Source organism: Clostridium sp. YIM B02555 (assembly GCF_022320955.1).
Taxonomy (GTDB): Bacteria; Bacillota; Clostridia; order Clostridiales; family Clostridiaceae; genus Clostridium; species Clostridium saccharoperbutylacetonicum.
The window spans coordinates 137,351-158,643 of record NZ_JAKJJY010000005.1 but is presented as its reverse complement, the minus strand read 5'-3'; the positions used below and the strand labels follow the sequence as shown (position 1 = coordinate 158,643).

Sequence of the window (21,293 nt, the reverse complement as noted above, 5' to 3'; positions counted from 1 at the left end):
ATAAATGATATTAAATAAGAGAATTTTCCGAGAATTTAAAGAAAATATAGCAAGATATTTAGGATTAATACTATTAGTTTTAATAAGTTCTATGTTAATAGTTGGATTTGCAGATTCGGCAGATTCTATTATATTTACAGGAGAAAAAGCTGCATTAGAAAATAATCTTGAAGATGGGGAATTTTATGTCAATGATGAATTAAATAGTATAGCCCTTGAAAAGATAAGAGCTTTGGGAGTCACGATAGAAGAAAATTTTTATGTAGATTATAAAATTTACGATAATCAAACAATTAGAATATACAAGGAAAGAAAAAATATAAATAAAATTTCAATAACTCAAGGCAGTGATTTGAGTTATGAGAATCAAATTGTTATAGATTCACATTTTGGAAAAAGTAATAACTATAAGATTTTAAGTGGATTAACTATTCAAAATAAAAATTATAAAATTGTTGGATATGGATCTGCTCCAGACCGTACGAAAATTCTTCAAAAGTCAAGTGATATACTCCCTAATCCAAAAAGTTTTGGTATTGGTTTTATTAGAGAGGAGGAGTTCAAAAGTCTAAAGAATATATCGTATTCTTACTCATATAAATTGAATGGAGTTTCAGTCGATAAGGTTAAGAATATAGTTTTCAATAATTCTAGTGTTACAGAATTTATTAAAACTTCTGATAATTCAAGAGCTATAGGGTATTTGGATGATAGCAGATCTAATAAAAATATATCAATAATAATTGGTATAGTGTTAAATATAATGAGTGGTTTTATGATTTCAATGTCTAGTATAAGTTCAATAGAAGAAGAAAGTCCAATAATAGGCGCATTATATTCCTTAGGGTATGTAAAAAAAGAAATATTGAGACATTTTATGATTTTGCCTACAATAATTGTGAGTATAGGTTCTATCATTGGAACAGGTTTAGGATTTTTTATAGAAAAATCAATAGGAGAAGCTACTATAAAAAACTATGTTCTTCCCAATATTGAAGGAATATTTCCTCTGTATTTGATTGTTGTAGGAGTAGTAGTTCCAATAATAATAGTGTTTTTAATTAACTATTTTATTATTTCTAGAAAACTTAACAGTACCCCACTTCAATTATTAAAAAGAGAAAAGAAGGCAAGTAAATTAAATACAATAAAAATAAATTTTTTTAGTTTTGTTACTAAGTTTAGATTAAGGGAATTTCTTAGAGAAATCAGAGGAAATATTATTTTATTTGGTGGAATTTTTATTTCAACTTTTTTGCTTATTTTTGGTGTTTCTATAAATTCAGCAATAAATGAGTACATAAAAGAAGTACAGAAAGAAACCCAATATAGTTATATGTATACTTTAAAGCTTCCAATTGAAATTGTAGAGAATAATAATCTTGAAAAATGTACTATTAAAAATTTGTCTTTTAACTTTAGAGACATTAATAGAGATATGGATATAACTTTAGAAGGAATTAATGAAAAATCAAATTTTTATTCCTTTAGCATAGCAGAAGATGATCCAGGTATATACATTTCAGATAGCGTAAAGAATAAATTTCATTTAAATATTGGAGATACAATTAATTTAAAGGATAAAAGTGAAAATAAAATAATTACTTTGAAGATAAATGGAATTGTAGATTATAAGTCATCACTCAATATATTCATGAATAGAGTTCAATTAAATAAATTATTAAAGGAAGATAAAGCTTATTTTAATGGGTATTTATCTAATAAAGAACTGAATATTAATGATGATTATGTATATTCAAAAACCACAGCAGCTGATACTATTAAAGCAGCTAAAAGTATGACTTCAGGTATATTACCAATAGTTTTAATTTTGATAGTATTTTCATGTGTTCTTTTTATTTTAAGCATGTATTTATTGTTGAAATTAATGATTGATAAAAGTCTATCGAGTATTTCTTTAATTAAGATTTTTGGATTTAATAAAAAAGAAATAAATAAGTTGTATTTGGGAAGTTCCTTGTATACAGTATTTGTATCTGCAATGATTTCAATTCCTTTGGCTCTAAAAATTACAAGAATAATTTATCCACGTGCAATAGCAAATGTTCAAGTTTATGTTTCAGTCATACTTGAGTTAAAAGATTATTGTTTTATAATATTTGTAATAATGTTTTCGTATTTTATATGTATGATATTATTGAGAAGACATATTAGCTCCATATCATTAAGTGAAGCTCTTAAAAATAGGGATTAGATAGAAAGCCGCTGAATTCAGCGGCTTTTTTTATTGTGCGCCCAGCATGGAGCAATCTAACGGGTGAAAGTCCTGAGTGTTGGTTGATAGTGCCAAACACATAGCTAAGAGAAAGGGTTTCCTCGGCGACGAGGAATCTTAAGTAAGCTGGAGGCAAATTTCTGGTCTGATGGACAGAAACTACATCAAGCATATATATGTTGGGTAAGGTTGTAATCACTTTTTACACAGAAAATATTCTTTCTATTCCCTGAATTCGACTTTTAATTCCAAAAATGTAAAGCATAAAATGATAAAATTCGATAGATATAATGTATTTAACATATCCCAATGTAAATATTAAAAATCAAAAAATTAGTATAAATAATTATTCAAAAGATTGTAAATGAAAGGGGCTTACAATATGAAATATGAATTAACACATGCACAAAGAAGGATCTTAAATGCTGATAGTTTATATCAAAATTCATCAATATCAAATATTGGAGGCATATGTTATGTTCCAGGAGATGTTGATTTTAAGACATTAGGTAAAGCAATTGCTGGAGTTGTAAAGAAAAATGAAATTTTCCAGTTTGAGTTTAAAAAAGATAATGGACAGGTGTATCAAGAACAGAATGAAATTAAACAAAATGAAATTAAATTTATTGATTTTAATAATGATAAAAGTAAATTTAATAAGTGGAGTAGGCAGTTTTTTGATGAGTCTATGAGTGTGTCAGACAAATTTTTATATAAGTTTGCTTTATTTAAGCTAGATGATAAAAGAAAAGGATATTTAGCTAAATGCCACCATATAATTTCAGATGGATATTCACTAGCAACAATAGGAAAACAAGTAGGAAAAATTTATGACAATTTATTAAACATAAGAGAATCAGAAATAATTACAGTCCCTTATTCTGAATATATTAAATCAGAGAGGGACTATTTGCAATCTGAAAAATTTTTAAGGGATAAGGAATTTTGGAATGAAGAGTTTTCTAATCTAAATGAAGAATTTTTATTTAAAGAAACTTATGATTCCAGAGGAAATAGCTATAAATATAAAATTTCAAAAGAACTAATTGATAAATTACATAAGTTATTAAGTGAAAATAATATATCAAGAAGCACATTTTTTATGTCTTTACTATATTTATATATTTATAAGCAGACAGGAGAAAAAGATATAGTAATTGGAATGCCTGTTTACAATAGGATTAGTAAACGAATGAGAGAAGCTATAGGTATGTTTGTAAGTACAGTGCCAGTAAATTTTAAAATTAATAATGAACTTAATTTTAAAGATTTTATTAAAGAGTTAAATGGTAAATTAAGAAGCTGTTACAAGCATCAAAGTTATCCATATAATGTATTAGTTAATGATTTGAAGTTACCTGCAAAAGGGTATGATGGATTATTTAAAATTGTTTTTAATTATTATAATGATTCTTTTAGATATCCTATGAATAATAGTGAAATACAGGTAGAAGAAATAACGTCTAAACAAGTAGGCGTTCCTTTAAATTTAATTCTAAAAGATTTTAGTGAGTCAAATTTAGAGTTAGAGTTTCAATATAGAATCAGTGAATTTAGTGAAAATGAAATCAAAATTATGTGCAAGTGCATTAATAATATGTTGGAACAATTAGTTGATAATATCTATATATGTGTTAAAGACCTTAAGCTGGTAGATAGGACAGAAGAGAAAGTTTTACTAAAAGATTTTAATGTTACTGATTTTCCGTATAATAAAGCTACAACTATAAAGGAACTATTTGAGGAACAAGTTGAGAAAACCCCTAATAATATAGCTGTAGTATATAAGAATAAAAAGTTAACATATAAAGAGCTTAATGAAAGAGCAAATTCTTTAGCAAGGTTTTTAATTAGAAAAGGTGTTAAAGCGGAAACTGTAGTTGGAGTAATGGTAGATAGATCTTTAGAAATGCTTATAGGAATAATAGGAATATTAAAGGCAGGAGGAGCATATTTGCCAATAGATCCTGAATATCCAGATGATAGAATTAAGTATATTTTAAAAGACAGCAAAACTAAAATTCTTTTAACACAAGATAAATTATTAAAAACAATAAATTACTTTGGAGAAGTAATAAGCTTGGATGACAGTAGTGTATATGAAATGGAAAATAGTAATGTTAATATTAAAGGAAAATCAAATGATTTAGCATATGTTATATACACTTCGGGTACAACTGGAAAGCCTAAAGGCGTAATGGTGGAGCAAAAGTCACTTGTGAATTTATGCATATGGCATAATGAATATTATGAAGTAACAGAAAAAGATAGAGCAACAAAATATGCAGGGTTTGGATTTGATGCATCAGTGTGGGAAATATTCCCTTACATAATAGCTGGGGCAGCTTTATATATAATAGATAAAACTATAATGCTTGACAAATTTTCACTAAATAAATATTATGAGCAAAACCAAATAACAATAAGTTTTTTACCTACTCAGATGTGTGAAGAATTTATGAATTTAGAAAATAAATACCTTAGAAAACTGCTAACTGGAGCAGATAAATTAAAAGTTTTTAAGAAACAAACGTATGAATTAGTTAACAACTATGGTCCAACAGAAAATGCAGTAGTTACAACAAGTTTTAAGGTAAATAAAAACTATAATAACATACCAATTGGGAAACCGATAAATAATAGCAAAATTTATATATTAGGAATCGATAATGGTTTAATGCCAATTGGAGTAGTGGGAGAATTGTGTGTTTCAGGAGATGGTATAGCAAGAGGATATATAAATAGAGATGATTTAACAAAAGAAAAATTTGTAGATAATCCATTTGAAAAAGGATTAAAGATGTATAGAACAGGAGATTTAGCGAGATGGCTTCCAGATGGAAATATCGAATATTTAGGAAGAATAGATAATCAGATAAAAATAAGAGGCTTTAGAATTGAAATTGGAGAAATTGAAAATCAGTTTTTGAAAATAGAAGGAATAAATGAAGTTGTAGTAATAGGCAAAAAAGATAAAAACGAAAATACATATTTGTGTGCGTATGTATCAATGGAAAAGGAATTAGAGGTAGCAAAGCTGAAAGAGGAATTGGCCAAAGAACTTCCAGATTATATGTTGCCAAAATATATAATAAAGATAGATCGGCTTCCATTGACACCGAATGGAAAAGTTGATAAGAAGGCTCTTCCGGAAATTGATATATCTGAAATAGTAAATACAGAATATAAGTCACCTAGAAACGAAATAGAAAATGCTTTAGTAGAAGCATGGAAAGAAGTTTTAGGAATAGATAAAATAGGAATTAATGATAATTACTACGAATTGGGTGGAGATTCAATAAAATCAATACAGATAGTATCAGCGTTACATAACAGTGGTATTAAATTAGAAATAAAAGATTTAATGAAGTATCAAACAATAGAGGAATTAAGTAAGAGGGTTAAGTATAATAAGGTTAAAGTAGAACAAGGTATAATAGAAGGAGAAGTATACTTTTCACCAATACAAAAGTGGTTTTTAGATAATAACTTTGCTAACCAAAATCATTTCAATCAGGCCTTTATTTTTGATATAAAAAATGGTATTGATGAACAAATATTAAAGCAAGCTTTTATAGAAATAATGAAGCATCATGATGCTTTGAGAATGAGCTATGTAAAGAAAGATAATAAAATAAATCAAATAAATAGAAATATAGAAGATATACAAAATATGTTCACGTTAAATATATATAATATTGAAAATGAGGAAAATTGTGAAAAAGAAGTAGAAGCTTTATCAAATAAAATACAGGAAGGTCTTTCTTTAGAAAAAGGTATTTTGGTAAAACTTGGGGTGTTCAAAACAAATAAAGGCGACCATTTGCTTATAGCAATACATCATATGATTATTGATGGTGTTTCATGGAGAATATTACTTGAAGATTTGGAAAAGGCTTATAAGAGTATTAAATGTGGGAAACAAGTAGTACTTCCTCAAAAGACCACTTCATATAAAGCTTGGGTGAAAAACATTTATGAATATTCTAATAGTAAAGAACTTCTTAGAGAAAAGGAATATTGGAGTAATTTAGAAAGTATAGACATTAAAGAACTTCCAAAGGATTTTAATAAGTCTAAAAGTATTGTAGGTAATAGTAAGAATATCACTATAAGTCTATCGAGAGGTGAAACTGAAAGATTACTTAGGAAGACCAATAAAGCTTATAATACAGATATAAATGATATACTTCTATGTTCCTTAGGATTAGCTGTTAAGCAGTGGAGTAAAAATGATGAAATTCTTATAGGACTCGAAGGTCATGGAAGGGAAGAAATAATAGAGGAGGTTTCAATAAATAGGACGATAGGATGGTTTACATCTACTTGTCCAGTTATATTGGATATGAAAAACAGTGACGATATTGGGTATTCGATAAAATATACAAAAGAAACCTTAAGACATATACCAAATAAAGGTGTAGGATATGGAATATTGAAATATCTAACTAATTTTGAGAATAAGAAGGATATTTCCTTGAAGTTAAATCCTGAAATAGGTTTTAATTATTTAGGGGAATTTGGTAAAAATAGTGATGAGACTTTATTTAAATTTTCAGATTTATCAAGTGGAAAAGCTATTTCAGAACAAAATGAAAAAATAAATAGTATTGAGATAAATGGATTTGTAATAGATGGTGAACTAAAATTCATAATTAACTATAGTATAGAAGAATATAAACAAGAGACTATAGAAAAATTAACTGAATTGTATAGAAAAAAATTGCTTGAAATTATAGAACATTGTGAACTTATAAAAGAAGTAGAAAGAACACCTTGGGATTACGGAGATAAAGAATTAAAGATAGAGGATTTGGATAAAATAATATCCTACAAAAAGGAAATAACCAAAATACACTCTCTAACACCAATGCAGGAAGGTATATTATATAATTCAACAATTGATAGTGACTCTCACGCATATTTTGAACAAAGTGTATTTACAGTGACAGGACAACTTGATATAGAAATATTAAACAAAGCTTTTAATAAGCTTATTGAAAAATACGAAATATTAAGGACAACCTTTTTAAATGAAAATATAAGTGAACCTAAGCAAGTGGTTTTAAGTAAGAGAGAATTAAAGATATATTATGATGACATAAGTGATTTTGCAGTTGATAAGGAAGAGTATTTAGAAGAATTTAAAAATAAGGATAAAGACAGAGGGTTTGACTTAAAAAATGATTGCTTAATTAGGGTATCTGTAATAAAGACGGGTAAAGATATTTTTAAAATTATTTATAGTTTTCATCATATAATTATGGATGGTTGGTGTCTAGGAATAATAATAAAAGATGTAATAGATATGTATCGGTTAATATCTAAAAATAAAGAAGTAATGTTTGATGAAACAGAAGAGTATAGTGGTTATTTAGAATGGTTAGATAAACAAGATAAAGAATACCAGTTAAACTATTGGAGCAATTACCTTTCAGAATATGAGCAAGAAGTTAGTATTCCTAAATTCAATACTGAAGTTAAGAACTTTATTAATGAAGAGGAAGAAATTATAATTAGTGAAGATTTAACCTGTAAATTAAAGAAAATGGCAGAAATGAATTCAATAACTTTAAATTCTGTTATACAAACAGCTTGGGGAATATTATTACAGAAATATAATGATGCAAATGATGTAGTATTTGGTTCTGTTGTTTCTGGAAGGCCAAGTGAAATTAATAGTATAGAAAATATAGTTGGACTATTTATAAATACTGTTCCTGTTAGAGTAAAAGCAGAAGATAACGCCGAGTTTATTGACATTGCAAAGAAAGTGAATGAAGATTTTATTGAAGTTAATTCACATAGTTATTGTTCCTTGGCAGAAATACAAGCTTTAACAAGCATGAAAACTAATCTTATTAATAATATTGTTGCATTTGAGAATTATCCTATTGATAGAGATATGTTGAATTCTTATATATCTGATGAATCAGGAATTAAAATAATTAATGATGTAGAAATGTTCGAACAAATAAATTATGACTTTGCATTACTTGTAATACCTGGTGATAATCTTACTTTTAAAATAAAATATAATGGAAATGTTTATAGTAAAGAAACTATAAAACAGATAATTAATAATTTATATACTGAATTAAATTGTGTGATTGGAAATCCTAATATTAAGTTAAGAGACATAGATATATTAAGTTTGGATGAAAAAAATAAATTATTAAAAGACTATAATAACACAAGAATGGATATTCCTAACGATGCCACAATAATAGATTTATTTGAAAAGCAAGTGGAGAAAACTCCTAATAATATAGTTGCAGTATATAAGGAAAAGAAGTTAACATATAGAGAACTTAATGAAAAATCTAATTCTTTAGCAAGTATATTAATAAAAAAAGGTGTTAAGGCAGAAACAATAGTTGGAATAATGGTAGATAGATCTTTAGAAATGCTTATTGGAATAATGGGAGTATTAAAAGCTGGAGGAGCATATTTGCCAATAGATTCTGAATATCCTGAAGATAGAATAAAATATATGTTAGAAGATAGTAAAGCAAGAATTCTTTTAACACAAAATAAATTATTAAAAAATATAAATTATGAAGGAGAAACAATAGATTTAGAAGCTTCTAACTTATATGAAAAAGAAAAAAGTAATATAAGAATTGTAAGAAAAGTTAATGATTTGGCATATGTTATATATACATCAGGGACAACAGGAAAACCTAAAGGGGTAATGGTAGAGCAAAAAGCGCTTGTGAATTTATGTTTATGGCATAATGAATATTATCAAGTAACAGAAATAGATAGAGCAGCAAAATATGCTGGCTTTGGTTTTGATGCATCAGTGTGGGAAATATTCCCTTACATTATATCAGGAGCAGCATTATATATAGTAGAGAAAGCTATAATGCTGGATAAAGATGAATTAAATAAATATTATGAAAAAAATCAAATAACTATAGGTTTTTTACCTACTCAAATGTGTGAAGAATTTATTAATTTAAAGAATAAATACTTAAGAAAATTATTAACTGGAGCTGATAAACTAAATTACTATAAAGAACAAACTTATGAATTAATTAATAATTATGGTCCAACAGAAAATGCTGTAGTTACAACAAGCTTTAAAGTGGATAAAAACTATAAGAATATACCAATAGGAAAGCCTATAAGCAATTCGAAAATATATATATTAGGAAGAAATAATAGTTTAATGCCTATAGGTGCTACAGGGGAATTATGTGTCTCAGGAGATGGATTAGCAAGAGCATATTTAAATAGAGTTGAGCTAACAAGAGAAAAATTTGTAGATAATCCCTTTGAGGAAGGTACAAAGATGTATAGGACAGGCGATTTAGCTAGATGGCTTCCAAATGGAAATATAGAATATTTAGGAAGAATAGACAATCAAGTTAAAATAAGAGGTTTTAGAATTGAAATAGGAGAAATAGAAAATCAGCTTTTAAAGATTGAAGGAATAAATGGGGCTGTTGTAATAGCTAATGGAAATGATAATTTAGATAAGCAGCTTTTGGCATATGTAGCTGTAGAGAAAGAATTGGAAGTTACCTCGATAAAAGATCAACTTTTAAAAGAATTGCCAGTTTATATGATACCAAATAATATAATACAAATGGATAAATTACCAATAACACAAAATGGAAAAGTAAATAGAAAAGCTCTTGAAGAATTAGCTGTTACTCAAATGTCTGAAAGGGAATATGAGCCACCTAGAAATGAAATAGAAGAACAATTAGTAGCTATTTGGGAAGACTTACTAAATGTAAAAAAGGTGGGAATTGATGATAATTTCTATGAACTTGGTGGTCATTCGTTAAAAGGTGCATTATTAAAGAGTAAGATAAAAGAAAACTTAAATATAGAAATACCACTTAATGTGCTGTTTGCTAAACTTACTATTAGGGAATTAAGTGAGTGTATTGATAAGGGTGAATATGCTTGTGAAGATTATATTGTCTTTAATGAGCAGGCTAAAAAGACAGTTATTTGTTTTCCACCATATATGGCATATGGTTTCTTCTATAATGGAATTGCCGAAAGAGTTAAAGATTATAAAATGTATAGTTATAATTTTATTTACAGTGAGAATTTGATTGAAGATTATATTAATAGAATTTTAAGATTAAGTGATGCAAAAAAATTTGTGTTTTTTGGATGGTCTGCCGGAGGTAAGTTAGCAGTTGAAATTGCAGATAAAATGAATAAGATGGGTTATGATGTTACAGATGTAGTATTATTAGATACTATGCCTTTAAATTTTAATAAGGCATCAGCAGATGATAACAATAGTCATAAAATATCAAAAGAAAGAGAAGCACAATTTGCAGCTGAAAATATGGCAGAAGTATTGGAACGTGTTTCGCAAGATATGCCTAAATATTTGGAATTTATAGAGAATGATAATGAGGCAGAAGAGAAAATGACAAAGTATTTAGAATATTATAATTCACCTAGTAATGTAAAAGACGTTACTTCAAAATTACATTTGATTTTAATACCAGACGAATGTAGAGAAGAGGGGGATCTTAATAATGAAGAAATACATGCTGGATGGAAGCAAATTTCAAAAGATGTGATTACGTACAAAGGTGTTGGAAGACATGAAGATATGCTTAATGATGAGAACATTGATAAAAATGCAAATGTTATATTTAACATTTTTGAAAAAATAGAGTTTTAAAAATAAAATATTGTAAAGAACAGTACTGTGACTTAAATTAAAGTAGGGTTTGTATATCAAACCCTACTTTAACTTTATAAATTCAAATTTTTAATTCTATCAATTTAATTTATTAACAGATCGAATAGTTTAATCACAATTATATTAATTAAAAGCATTATAAATTGCTGATATACCTTTTTCAAAATCATCACTTTCAATACCTACTAAAATATTCATTTCACTTGAACCTTGGTCAATCATTCTAATATTAATTTCAGCATTTGAAAGAGCTGTGAAAATTTTAGCTGCTGTACCTCTTTGTTTAGCCATTCCACGACCAACAGTTGCAATCATAGCTAAATTTGGGTGAACTTCTATTGTATCTGGGTTACAAGCTCTTTTGATTTCTTCTATTATTACATTTTTCTTATGCTTTAATTGAGAATCTGAAATTACAAGACATACTGTATCTATTCCAGAAGGCATATTTTCAAATGAAATATTATGCTGCTCAAGAATTGATAATAGTTTTCTACAGAAACCAAGTTCTGAATTCATTGATGCTTTTGCAATTGAAATTACAGTAAAATCTTTTTTTCCAGCTATACCAGTCACAGTTGTTGGTTTCATAGAACCATCTGTGTCCTTTACTATAAAAGTACCTTCATCTTGTGGTTTGTTTGTATTTTTAATGTTTATAGGAATTCCAATTTCTCTCACTGGGAAAATTGCATCTTCATGAAGTACTGATGCACCCATATAAGAAAGTTCCCTAAGCTCAGAGTAAGTTATTTTACTTATTGGCTTCGGATTTTGAACTATTCTTGGATCAGCCATCAAGAAACCTGATACATCTGTCCAGTTTTCATAAAGTGTAGCATTGATGCTAGCTGCAACTAAAGCTCCAGTTACATCAGAACCACCTCTTGAGAAGGTGATTATATTTCCTTCCTTATCTGCTCCATAAAATCCAGGAATTACTGCATTTTTAATTTTAGATAATTTTGAATTAAGTGCATAATTTGTTGCTTCAGAATCTAGTGAACCATCGATATTAAAAATAATAACATCTTTAGCATCAACAAATTGAAATCCTAAATAATTTGCAAGGATTAATCCATTTAAATACTCTCCTCTACTAGCAGCATAATCACTTGAAGCCCCTTCTTCAAGATCTTTCTTTATAGTATTCAAATGTTCAGTGATATCATAATTTAACTCCAAATCTTTAATGATATTACAATATCTGTCCTTTATAAGGTTGAAGACATCATCAAAAGCTATTCCTGTTGATACGTGAGCATGGCAAAGATATAATAAATCAGTTATTTTGGAATCTTTAGAATTTCTTTTACCAGGTGCTGAAGGAATAACGTATTGTCTTTCAGGATTAGATGATATAATTTCTTTAACTTTTTTAAATTGATTAGCATCTGCTAATGAGCTTCCACCAAATTTTGTTACAATTGTGTTCATAATAATAGCCCCCATATTATAATCTATTTTAATAAATTTACAACTAAGATTGTAGCAATTTATCTAAAAATGTTCAAGAGAATAATTTATAATTTAAAAGGGAATAGTATAAATAAAGGAAGAAATTTTTTCGAAATTGTAAGTTTTCAATTTTCGATTATTAATTAATATCTCTTAGTGGTAATTGAATGTTGTTCAGTAACGATTGACAATTAAACATGGGTTTCCGTTGACATAACAAGGTTTCATTTGTATAATGAAAGCATAAATCAAATACATTTTGGCAACGGAGTCATGAGATGAATTATTCTTTATGAGTTCGTTTTTTGTTTTATATAAAGTAGTTTTCTGCAGAGCTTATTTTATTAACAATAAAAAATGTAGTTAAAGATGTTTGGTTAACATAATAAAGAAAAATAAAACAAAAACTTTAAAATTTAAAGTTTTTACCACGAAAATATTTATTATATTAAAAAAATCTATTGATTTATTGTGATTAGTGATATATAATTTTATCATTAAGTGGATTGAGCAAAGGCGTTCAATAGATAGCATATGTTACTATTGTTCGCCTTTTTTTAAACAAAAAAAGGGGGGAGTACAAAATGGCAAAGTATACAAAAGAAGATATCATTAACTTAGTAAAGGAAAATGGAGTTAAATTTATTAGACTTCAATTTACAGATATCTTTGGAACTTTAAAAAATGTAGCAATCACAGACAAACAATTAGAAAAGGCACTAAACAATGAGTGCATGTTCGATGGATCATCAATTGATGGGTTCGTAAGAATTGAAGAATCAGATATGAATCTAAGACCTAATTTAGACAGTTTTGTAATTTTTCCATGGAGACCGCAACAAGGTAAGGTTGCAAGATTAATTTGTGACGTTTATAGACCTGACGGAACACCTTTTGAAGGAGATCCAAGGTACGTATTAAAGAAAGCTATTGCAGAAGCAGCTGAACTTGGATATACAATGAATGTTGGACCAGAATGTGAATTTTTCTTATTTGAAACTGATGAAAACGGAAATCCAACAACTAACACTCAAGACAAAGGTGGATATTTTGATTTAGCACCTACAGATTTAGGCGAAAATGCTAGAAGAGATATGACTTTGGCTCTAGAGGAGATGGGCTTTGAAATTGAAGCATCTCATCATGAAGTTGCTGAAGGCCAAAATGAAATTGATTTTAAGTATGGTGATGCATTAACAACAGCTGACAATATTATGACTTTTAAACTAGTTGTTAAATCAATTGCTCAAAGACATGGATTACATGCATCTTTTATGCCAAAGCCAATCTTTGGAATCAATGGATCAGGAATGCACGTAAATATGTCATTATTTAAGGATGGAAAAAATGCTTTTGTTGATGAAAATGACAAGAACGGATTAAGTAAAGTTGCATATCAATTTATAGCAGGATTATTAAAGAATGTAAAAGGTGTTGCAGCAGTAACAAATCCATTGGTTAACTCTTATAAGAGATTAGTTCCAGGATATGAAGCACCAGTTTACTTGGCTTGGTCTTGTAAAAACAGAACCGCATTAATAAGAGTACCAGCAGCAAGAGGAGCAGGTACTAGAGTTGAATTAAGATGTCCAGACCCAAGTTCTAATCCATATTTGGTATTAGCAGTACTTTTACAAGCAGGGTTAGATGGAATTAAGAATAATTTAACAGCACCTGATGAAGTTGAAGCAAATATTTTTGCAATGACTGAACAAGAAAGAAAAGACAATGGAATAGATAATTTACCAAATAATTTATATGAAGCTGTTAACTTTATGAAAGAAAGTGAGTTAGCAAAAAAAGCTTTAGGAGACCATGTATATGAAAACTACCTTGCAGGAAAAGCTGCTGAGTGGGATGATTACAGAACGAAAGTACACGATTGGGAATTAGAACACTATCTTAGTAGATATTAATCTAGTAATACTAATTGCTAATAATTAAGGTGGGGATTGCAATGGCTCAAGGTGGAAAACTTATAATAGCTTTAAGCAATATTGAGACAGCACAAAAATTAAAGAGTTTACTGATACAAGAAGGTTACGAAATAATAGCCCTATGTACTTCAGGAAATGAATTGATTAGATTAGTTATGCAATATTCCCCAGACCTTGTCTTGGTTGGATATAAGTTTAAAGATATGAGTTTACTAGATGTCTACGAAACTTTAGTAGATGTAACTAGCTTTTTAGCTATCGTAAATGAACCGTATAAGTCCTTTATTGAAGAAGATACGGATATATATTGTATTGGTACTAAAATTTCTAATGTGCTTTTAACTAATGCTATTGATTTGATATTTCAAAGTAAAAAGAGAATTAAGAAGCTTAGAGAAAAAGTTGAAAAGTTGGAACATACTATTGAAGATAGAAAGCTAATTGAAAAGGCTAAAGGTCAACTCATGGCTACTTCTGGACTGACAGAAAATGAAGCGTTCAGATATATGCAAAAGATAAGCATGGATTCTGGGAGAAGAATGAGAGATATTGCTAGTTTAATACTAAGTGAAACACAATAGTTTTCAAAATTAAAGTAAAATATGCGAGTAATTATATCTCTTAAAGGATATTCTTACTCGTATTTTGACACTAGTTAATGCGATAATTATATCTTAAGATTATTAAGATTTAATTTATAGATTTATGTAATAAGTAAAAAGTAAGAAGAAATATATTATTATCTCAAGGGGGAATTTTCATGGAAAACAATAATCCGAATGCGCAAGGGCTATATAATCCATGTTTTGAACATGATGCTTGTGGAATTGGGACTATAGTAAACATTGATGGCGAGAAATCTCATGAAATATTATCAGACTGTTTGACTATACTTGAAAAGTTAGAGCATAGAGGTGGAACTGGTGCTGACGAACATACAGGAGATGGAGCAGGAATATTATTTAATATACCTCATAAATTCTTTGAAGAAGAATTGAAAGCTAAGGGGATGACTCTTGGTAATGAAGGTGATTATGCTGTTGCTATGGTATTTTTACCACAGGAAGAAAAGGCAAGAAAAGAAGCTATGAGCCTTTTTGATGATATATCTAAAGAAGAAGAACTTGAACTGATTGGGTGGAGAGAAGTTCAAACAAATTCTTCAATTCTTGGAAAAGCTGCTTTAGAAGCAATGCCTTTTATTGCTCAGGCTTTTGTTAAGAAACCTAATGGGATAAAAAGAGGAAAAGATTTCGAAAGAAAATTATATATAGTTAGAAGAAATATAGAAAAAAGAGCTGGATGGATAAGTAAATTCTTGAATGAAACTTTCTACATAGCATCTTTCTCTTCAAAGACAATCGTATATAAAGGAATGCTTTTATCTACACAATTAAGAGAATTCTATAAAGATTTAGAAGATGAAAGAGTAGAAACATCATTAGCGTTAGTTCACTCAAGATATAGTACAAACACTTTCCCAAGCTGGGAAAGAGCTCATCCAAATAGATTTATGATTCACAATGGTGAAATTAATACACTTCGTGGAAATGTAAATAGAGTTTACTCTAGAGAGACAAATGTTAAATCTAGAGCATTAGGAAAAGATTTAAATAGAGTATTACCTATTATAAATAAAGAAGGTTCAGATTCTGCAATCTTTGATAATAATTTAGAATTCTTATATATGAATGGTATGGACTTAACTAGAGCGGTTATGATGGCAATTCCAGAACCATGGTATAAGAGTAAAACTATGAGTAAAGAAAAAAGGGCATTTTATGAATATAATGCCACATTAATGGAACCATGGGATGGTCCAGCTGCTATCGTATTTACTGATGGTGAAAAAGTTGGTGCAGTTCTAGATAGAAATGGTCTAAGACCATCAAGATATTATATAACTAAAGATAGAAGATTAATTCTTTCATCAGAAGTTGGTGCGTTGGATATTCCAGCTGAAATTGTTGAAAAGAAAGATAGATTAAGACCGGGTAGAATGTTACTTGTTGATACAGTTAAAAAAGAAGTAATAGATGATGAAGAATTAAAAGAAGCTTATGCAACTGAAAATCCATATGAAGAATGGTTAAGCGAAAATTTAGTTACATTAGACAAGCTAAAAGAAAGTAAAAAATTCAAAATTGAATATGATGGAGCAACAAGAAGAAGATTACAAAAAACTTTTGGATATACATATGAAGAAGTAAAAACAACTATGCTTCCAATGGCTGAAACAGGGGCAGAACCTCTTGCAGCAATGGGTGTAGATGTTCCGCTTGCTGTATTATCTAAAGAAGCACAACCATTATTTAATTACTTTAAGCAATTATTTGCTCAAGTAACTAATCCGCCTATAGATGCTATTAGAGAAGAGATAATTACAGCTTCTAATGTTTACATAGGGCCAGAAGGAAATATATTAGAAGACAAGCCTTCTAATTGTGAATTACTTAAACTTGATTCGCCAATAATCAATGATGAAGAATTTGCTAAAATTAAAGCACTTAATGATGCAAATTTAAAATCAAAAGTTATTGATATAGTATTTGACAAAGGTAGTTCTTTAGAAACTGCATTAAATGATATTTTTGAAAAAGCACAAGATGCATATGAAAAAGGTTATACAATATTAATCTTATCTGATAGAAATGTATCTGAAGCAAAAATTCCAATTCCATCATTACTTGCAGTATCAGCCCTTCATCAATATATGGTTAAAAAAGGAACTAGAACATCAGTTGGAATAGTATTAGAAAGTGGAGAACCAAGAGAAATCCATCATTTTGCTACCCTGATTGGTTTTGGTGCATCAGCTATAAATCCATATATGGCTTATGAATCATTAAAGGGCTTAATTGAAGAAGGATTATTAAGTCTAGAATATCATAAAGCAGTTTATAACTATAATAAAGCGGTACTTAAAGGAATCATAAAGATTCTTTCTAAGATGGGTATTTCAACAATACAATCTTATCAAGGAGCTCAGATATTTGAAGCTATAGGTATTGGAAAAGAAGTTATAGACAAGTACTTTACTAATACTATCAGTAGAATTGAAGGAATAAGCTTAAAGGAAATTCAAAAAGAAGCTGAAATAAATCATGAAAAAGGCTTTAAAGACAAAACTTATGCTGCTGACTTTGCATTAGATTCACCAGGATATGAAAAATTAAGATCTGGTGAAGATGGTCAAGAAAAGCACTTATATAATCCATTAACTATTCATAAACTTCAAGAAGCAACAAGAACTGGTAATTATGAGTTATTTAAAGAATGTACTTCATTAATTGATGATGAAAAAGCAGAAATAACATTAAGAGGCTTATTAGATTTTAATTATAACTCTAAAGAAATTCCTTTAGATGAAGTTGAGCCAGTTGCTGAAATAGTTAAGAGATTTAAGACAGGTGCTATGTCTTATGGATCGATTTCTAAGGAAGCTCATGAAGCACTTGCAATTGCAATGAATAGAATTGGTGGAAGATCTAACACTGGTGAAGGTGGAGAAGACAGTGAAAGATGGACTGTAGATGAAAATGGAGATTCAAAGAGGTCTTCAATCAAGCAAATTGCATCTGGTAGATTTGGAGTAACTTCTGAATATTTAGTTAATGCAGATGAACTTCAAATAAAACTAGCGCAAGGAGCAAAGCCTGGTGAAGGAGGACAACTTCCAGGAACTAAGGTTTATCCATGGGTTGCAAAGACTAGACATTCAACTACAGGTGTTGGTCTTATATCACCACCGCCGCATCATGATATTTATTCAATAGAAGATTTAGCTCAATTAATTTATGACTTAAAGAATGCTAATACAGGATCTAGAGTATCAGTAAAATTAGTTTCTGAATGTGGAGTTGGTACTGTTGCTGCTGGTGTTGCAAAAGGCGGAGCAGAAGTAATATTAATTTCAGGATATGATGGAGGAACTGGTGCATCACCAAAGAACTCTATTAAAAATGCAGGACTTCCATGGGAGCTTGGATTAGCTGAAGCTCATCAAACTTTATTGCTTAATGATTTAAGAGAAAGAGTTAGAGTAGAAGTTGATGGTAAGCTTATGAGTGGACGTGATGTTGCTATTGCAGCATTACTTGGAGCAGAAGAATTTGGATTTGCAACTGCACCGCTTGTAGCATTAGGATGTGTTATGATGAGAGTTTGTAACTTAGATACTTGTCCAGTAGGAGTTGCAACTCAAAATGAAGAACTTAGAAAGAGATTTAAAGGAAAGCCAGAATATGTTGTTAACTTTATGTACTTCATAGCAGAAGAACTTAGAGAAATCATGGCTAAGCTTGGCTATAGAAAACTTGATGAGATGATTGGTAGAGTAGATAGACTTAAACAAAGAGAAAATGCTCATGGCTGGAAGGCAAAGAGCATTGACTTAAGTTCAATACTTCATACTCCAGATAAATACAGAGGTAAAGTAGTTAAATTCGATGCTACTAAGAAATATGACTTTAAGTTACATAAAGTAATGGATGAGAAAATATTCTTAGATAAATGCAAAAATGCTATAACTAATGGTGAAAAGGTAAGTCTAGAGGTTGATATCACTAATACTGATAGAACTCTTGGTACTATCTTAGGTTCAGAAGTGACAAAAGTGCATGGAGGAGAAGGATTACCAGAAGATACAATTACAATTAAATGTAATGGAGCAGCCGGGCAAAGTTTTGGTTCTTTTATTCCAAAAGGCTTAACTTTTGAAATAGAAGGAGATGCAAATGATTATTTTGGAAAAGGATTATCAGGTGGTAAGCTTGTAGTATATCCTCCAAAGAAATCAACCTTTGTCGCAGAAGAGAATATCTTAATAGGTAATGTTGCTTTATATGGTGCCACTTCGGGAAAAGTATTTATTAATGGTATTGCTGGTGAAAGATTCTGCGTTAGAAACTCTGGTGCAACTGCTGTTGTTGAAGGAGTAGGAGCGCATGGATTGGAGTACATGACTGGTGGTAAAGTAGTTGTTTTAGGAAAAGTAGGTATAAACTTTGCGGCTGGTATGAGTGGAGGAATTGCTTATCTTTACGAAGAAGATCCGAACTTCAGAATAAATTTAAATGAAGAAATGATTTTATTAGAAGAGTTAAGCTTAGAAGATGAAGAAGAATTAAAGAACTTAATTGAAGAACATGTAAAAGTTACAGGCTCTCCTAAAGGAAATAAAATATTATACAACTTTGAAACAGAAAAAGTTAAATTCCACAAAATAATACCTAAAGATTATAAGAAGGTATTAGAAACTGTTGAAAAGTATAAAAATCTTGGATGTAATGAGGACGATGCATTAATAAAAACTTTCCAAGAAATCAAAGGAATATAGGAGGGTTAGGCAAATGGGTAAACCAACTGGATTTTTAGAGTATGATAGAGAAGTAGGAACAAATAGAGAACCTAAAGAAAGATTAAAAGATTATAATGAATTTCATTCAAGACTTCCTTTGGAAAAGCAATGTATCCAAGGTGCTAGATGTATGGATTGTGGAATTCCATTTTGTCAATCTGGAGTATTATTTTCAGGTATGGTGTCAGGATGTCCGCTTCATAATTTAATTCCTGAATGGAACGATTTAGTGTACAGAGATAAATGGGACTTGGCTTATGAAAGATTAAATAAGACTAATCCATTCCCAGAGTTTACAGGCAGGGTATGTCCAGCTCCATGTGAATCTGCATGTACTGCTGGATTAAATGGCCCAGCAGTTACTATAAAAGAAAATGAAAGAAGCATAATTGATGTTGCTTTTCAAAATGGTTATGTTAAAGCAAACCCTCCTGCAAAAAGAACTGGTAAAACCGTTGCTGTAATTGGGTCGGGGCCAGCAGGGCTTGCTGCTGCTGATACCTTAAATAAATGTGGACATAAAGTTACTGTTTTTGAAAGAAGCGATAGACCAGGCGGATTATTAATGTATGGAATTCCGAATATGAAGCTTGATAAAGAAGTTATCTTGAGAAGAGTTAGCATAATGGCTGAAGAAGGTGTAAAGTTTGTTACTAATGCAAATGTTGGAGACAACTATGATGCAAAACAAATTTTAGATGAATTTGATGCAGTAGTCCTTGCTACAGGAGCGTCTGAACCTAGAGATATTAATGTAGAAGGAAGAAATGAGATTAAAGGCATTCATTTTGCAGTTGATTTCTTAAAGGCTAACACTAAGAGTCTTTTGGATTCTAAACATGAGGATAAGGAATATATTTCAGCAGAAGGTAAAAATGTAATAGTTATTGGTGGTGGAGATACAGGGACAGACTGTGTTGGAACTTCCCTTAGACATGGATGTAAGTCGTTAGTTCAATTTGAAATAATGGGTGAACCAGTCAAAGAAAGAGCTGAAAATAATCCATGGCCAGAATGGCCAAAGGTTCTTAAGGTTGATTATGGCCAAGAAGAATTTATGGCTTTATATGGTAAAGATCCAAGAGAATATTTAACAACAGTTACAGCTGTTCATGCTGATAAGGATGGAAATCTTGAAAGTGTTGATACGGTAAAGGTTGAATGGAAAAAAGATGAAAATGGAAGATTTGGACCAATACCAGTTAAAGGTTCAGAAAAGAATTGGAAGGCTGAACTTGTATTGTTAGCAATGGGCTTCACAGGCTCACAAAGTTATATTAAAGAAGCTTTTGGAGTTGAATCAGATGCAAGAACCAATGTTAAAGCAAATGATATAGACTTCAAGACAAATGTACCTAAAGTGTTTTCAACAGGTGATGCTAGACGTGGTCAATCACTAGTTGTTACTGCAATAAGTGAAGGAATGCAATCTGCTATAGCAGTTGACAGATTTTTAAGAACAGAATAATATAAAGAATACCTCCGGAAACTTTCTGGAGGTATTTTTTTATAAAAGATTTTCATTTCATTAGGATAAAATTAAGGTTATTTTAATATAATTTTATTAAGTAAAAAGTTATAATAATTAGTAAAGCTAAATGGTTTTGATAACTACTTTAA

General features: G+C 29.5%; 7 protein-coding genes. 6 read left to right on the top strand and 1 reads right to left on the bottom strand.

Annotated features, from left to right (window positions below):
- The first annotated feature begins 4 nt into the window (after window positions 1–4).
- Window positions 5–2,215 (top strand): FtsX-like permease family protein, encoded by a 2,211-nt coding sequence (locus tag L3B98_RS09865; RefSeq protein WP_238916483.1) that lies wholly within the window; start codon window positions 5–7, stop codon window positions 2,213–2,215.
- Window positions 2,216–2,618: 403 nt separating this feature from the next.
- Window positions 2,619–10,898 carry a non-ribosomal peptide synthetase gene (locus L3B98_RS09860; RefSeq protein WP_238916482.1) on the top strand — a complete coding sequence of 2,760 codons (8,280 nt, stop codon included), beginning with the start codon at window positions 2,619–2,621 and terminating at the stop codon, window positions 10,896–10,898.
- A 144-nt stretch (window positions 10,899–11,042) separates the two neighbouring features.
- On the opposite strand, the gene L3B98_RS09855 is transcribed toward L3B98_RS09860, so the two are convergent.
- On the bottom strand, window positions 11,043–12,356 hold the full coding sequence (locus L3B98_RS09855; RefSeq protein WP_238916481.1) for an aspartate kinase: 1,314 nt from the start codon (window positions 12,354–12,356) through the stop codon (window positions 11,043–11,045).
- A 605-nt stretch (window positions 12,357–12,961) separates the two neighbouring features.
- Between L3B98_RS09855 and glnA the strand changes: the two genes are divergently transcribed.
- The 4 genes from glnA (at window position 12,962) to L3B98_RS09835 (ending at window position 21,141) form a co-directional block, all read left to right on the top strand.
- Window positions 12,962–14,293, top strand: coding sequence for a type I glutamate--ammonia ligase (gene glnA, locus L3B98_RS09850; protein WP_077365435.1), 1,332 nt, complete (start codon window positions 12,962–12,964; stop codon window positions 14,291–14,293).
- Between the two features lie 41 nt (window positions 14,294–14,334).
- Window positions 14,335–14,895 (top strand): ANTAR domain-containing protein, encoded by a 561-nt coding sequence (locus L3B98_RS09845; RefSeq protein ID WP_015394496.1) that lies wholly within the window; start codon window positions 14,335–14,337, stop codon window positions 14,893–14,895.
- Between the two features lie 179 nt (window positions 14,896–15,074).
- Complete coding sequence (gltB, locus tag L3B98_RS09840) at window positions 15,075–19,652, top strand: glutamate synthase large subunit (protein ID WP_077365433.1); 4,578 nt, start codon at window positions 15,075–15,077, stop codon at window positions 19,650–19,652.
- Between the two features lie 13 nt (window positions 19,653–19,665).
- Window positions 19,666–21,141, top strand: coding sequence for a glutamate synthase subunit beta (locus L3B98_RS09835; RefSeq protein ID WP_238916480.1), 1,476 nt, complete (start codon window positions 19,666–19,668; stop codon window positions 21,139–21,141).
- Window positions 21,142–21,293 lie beyond the last annotated feature (152 nt).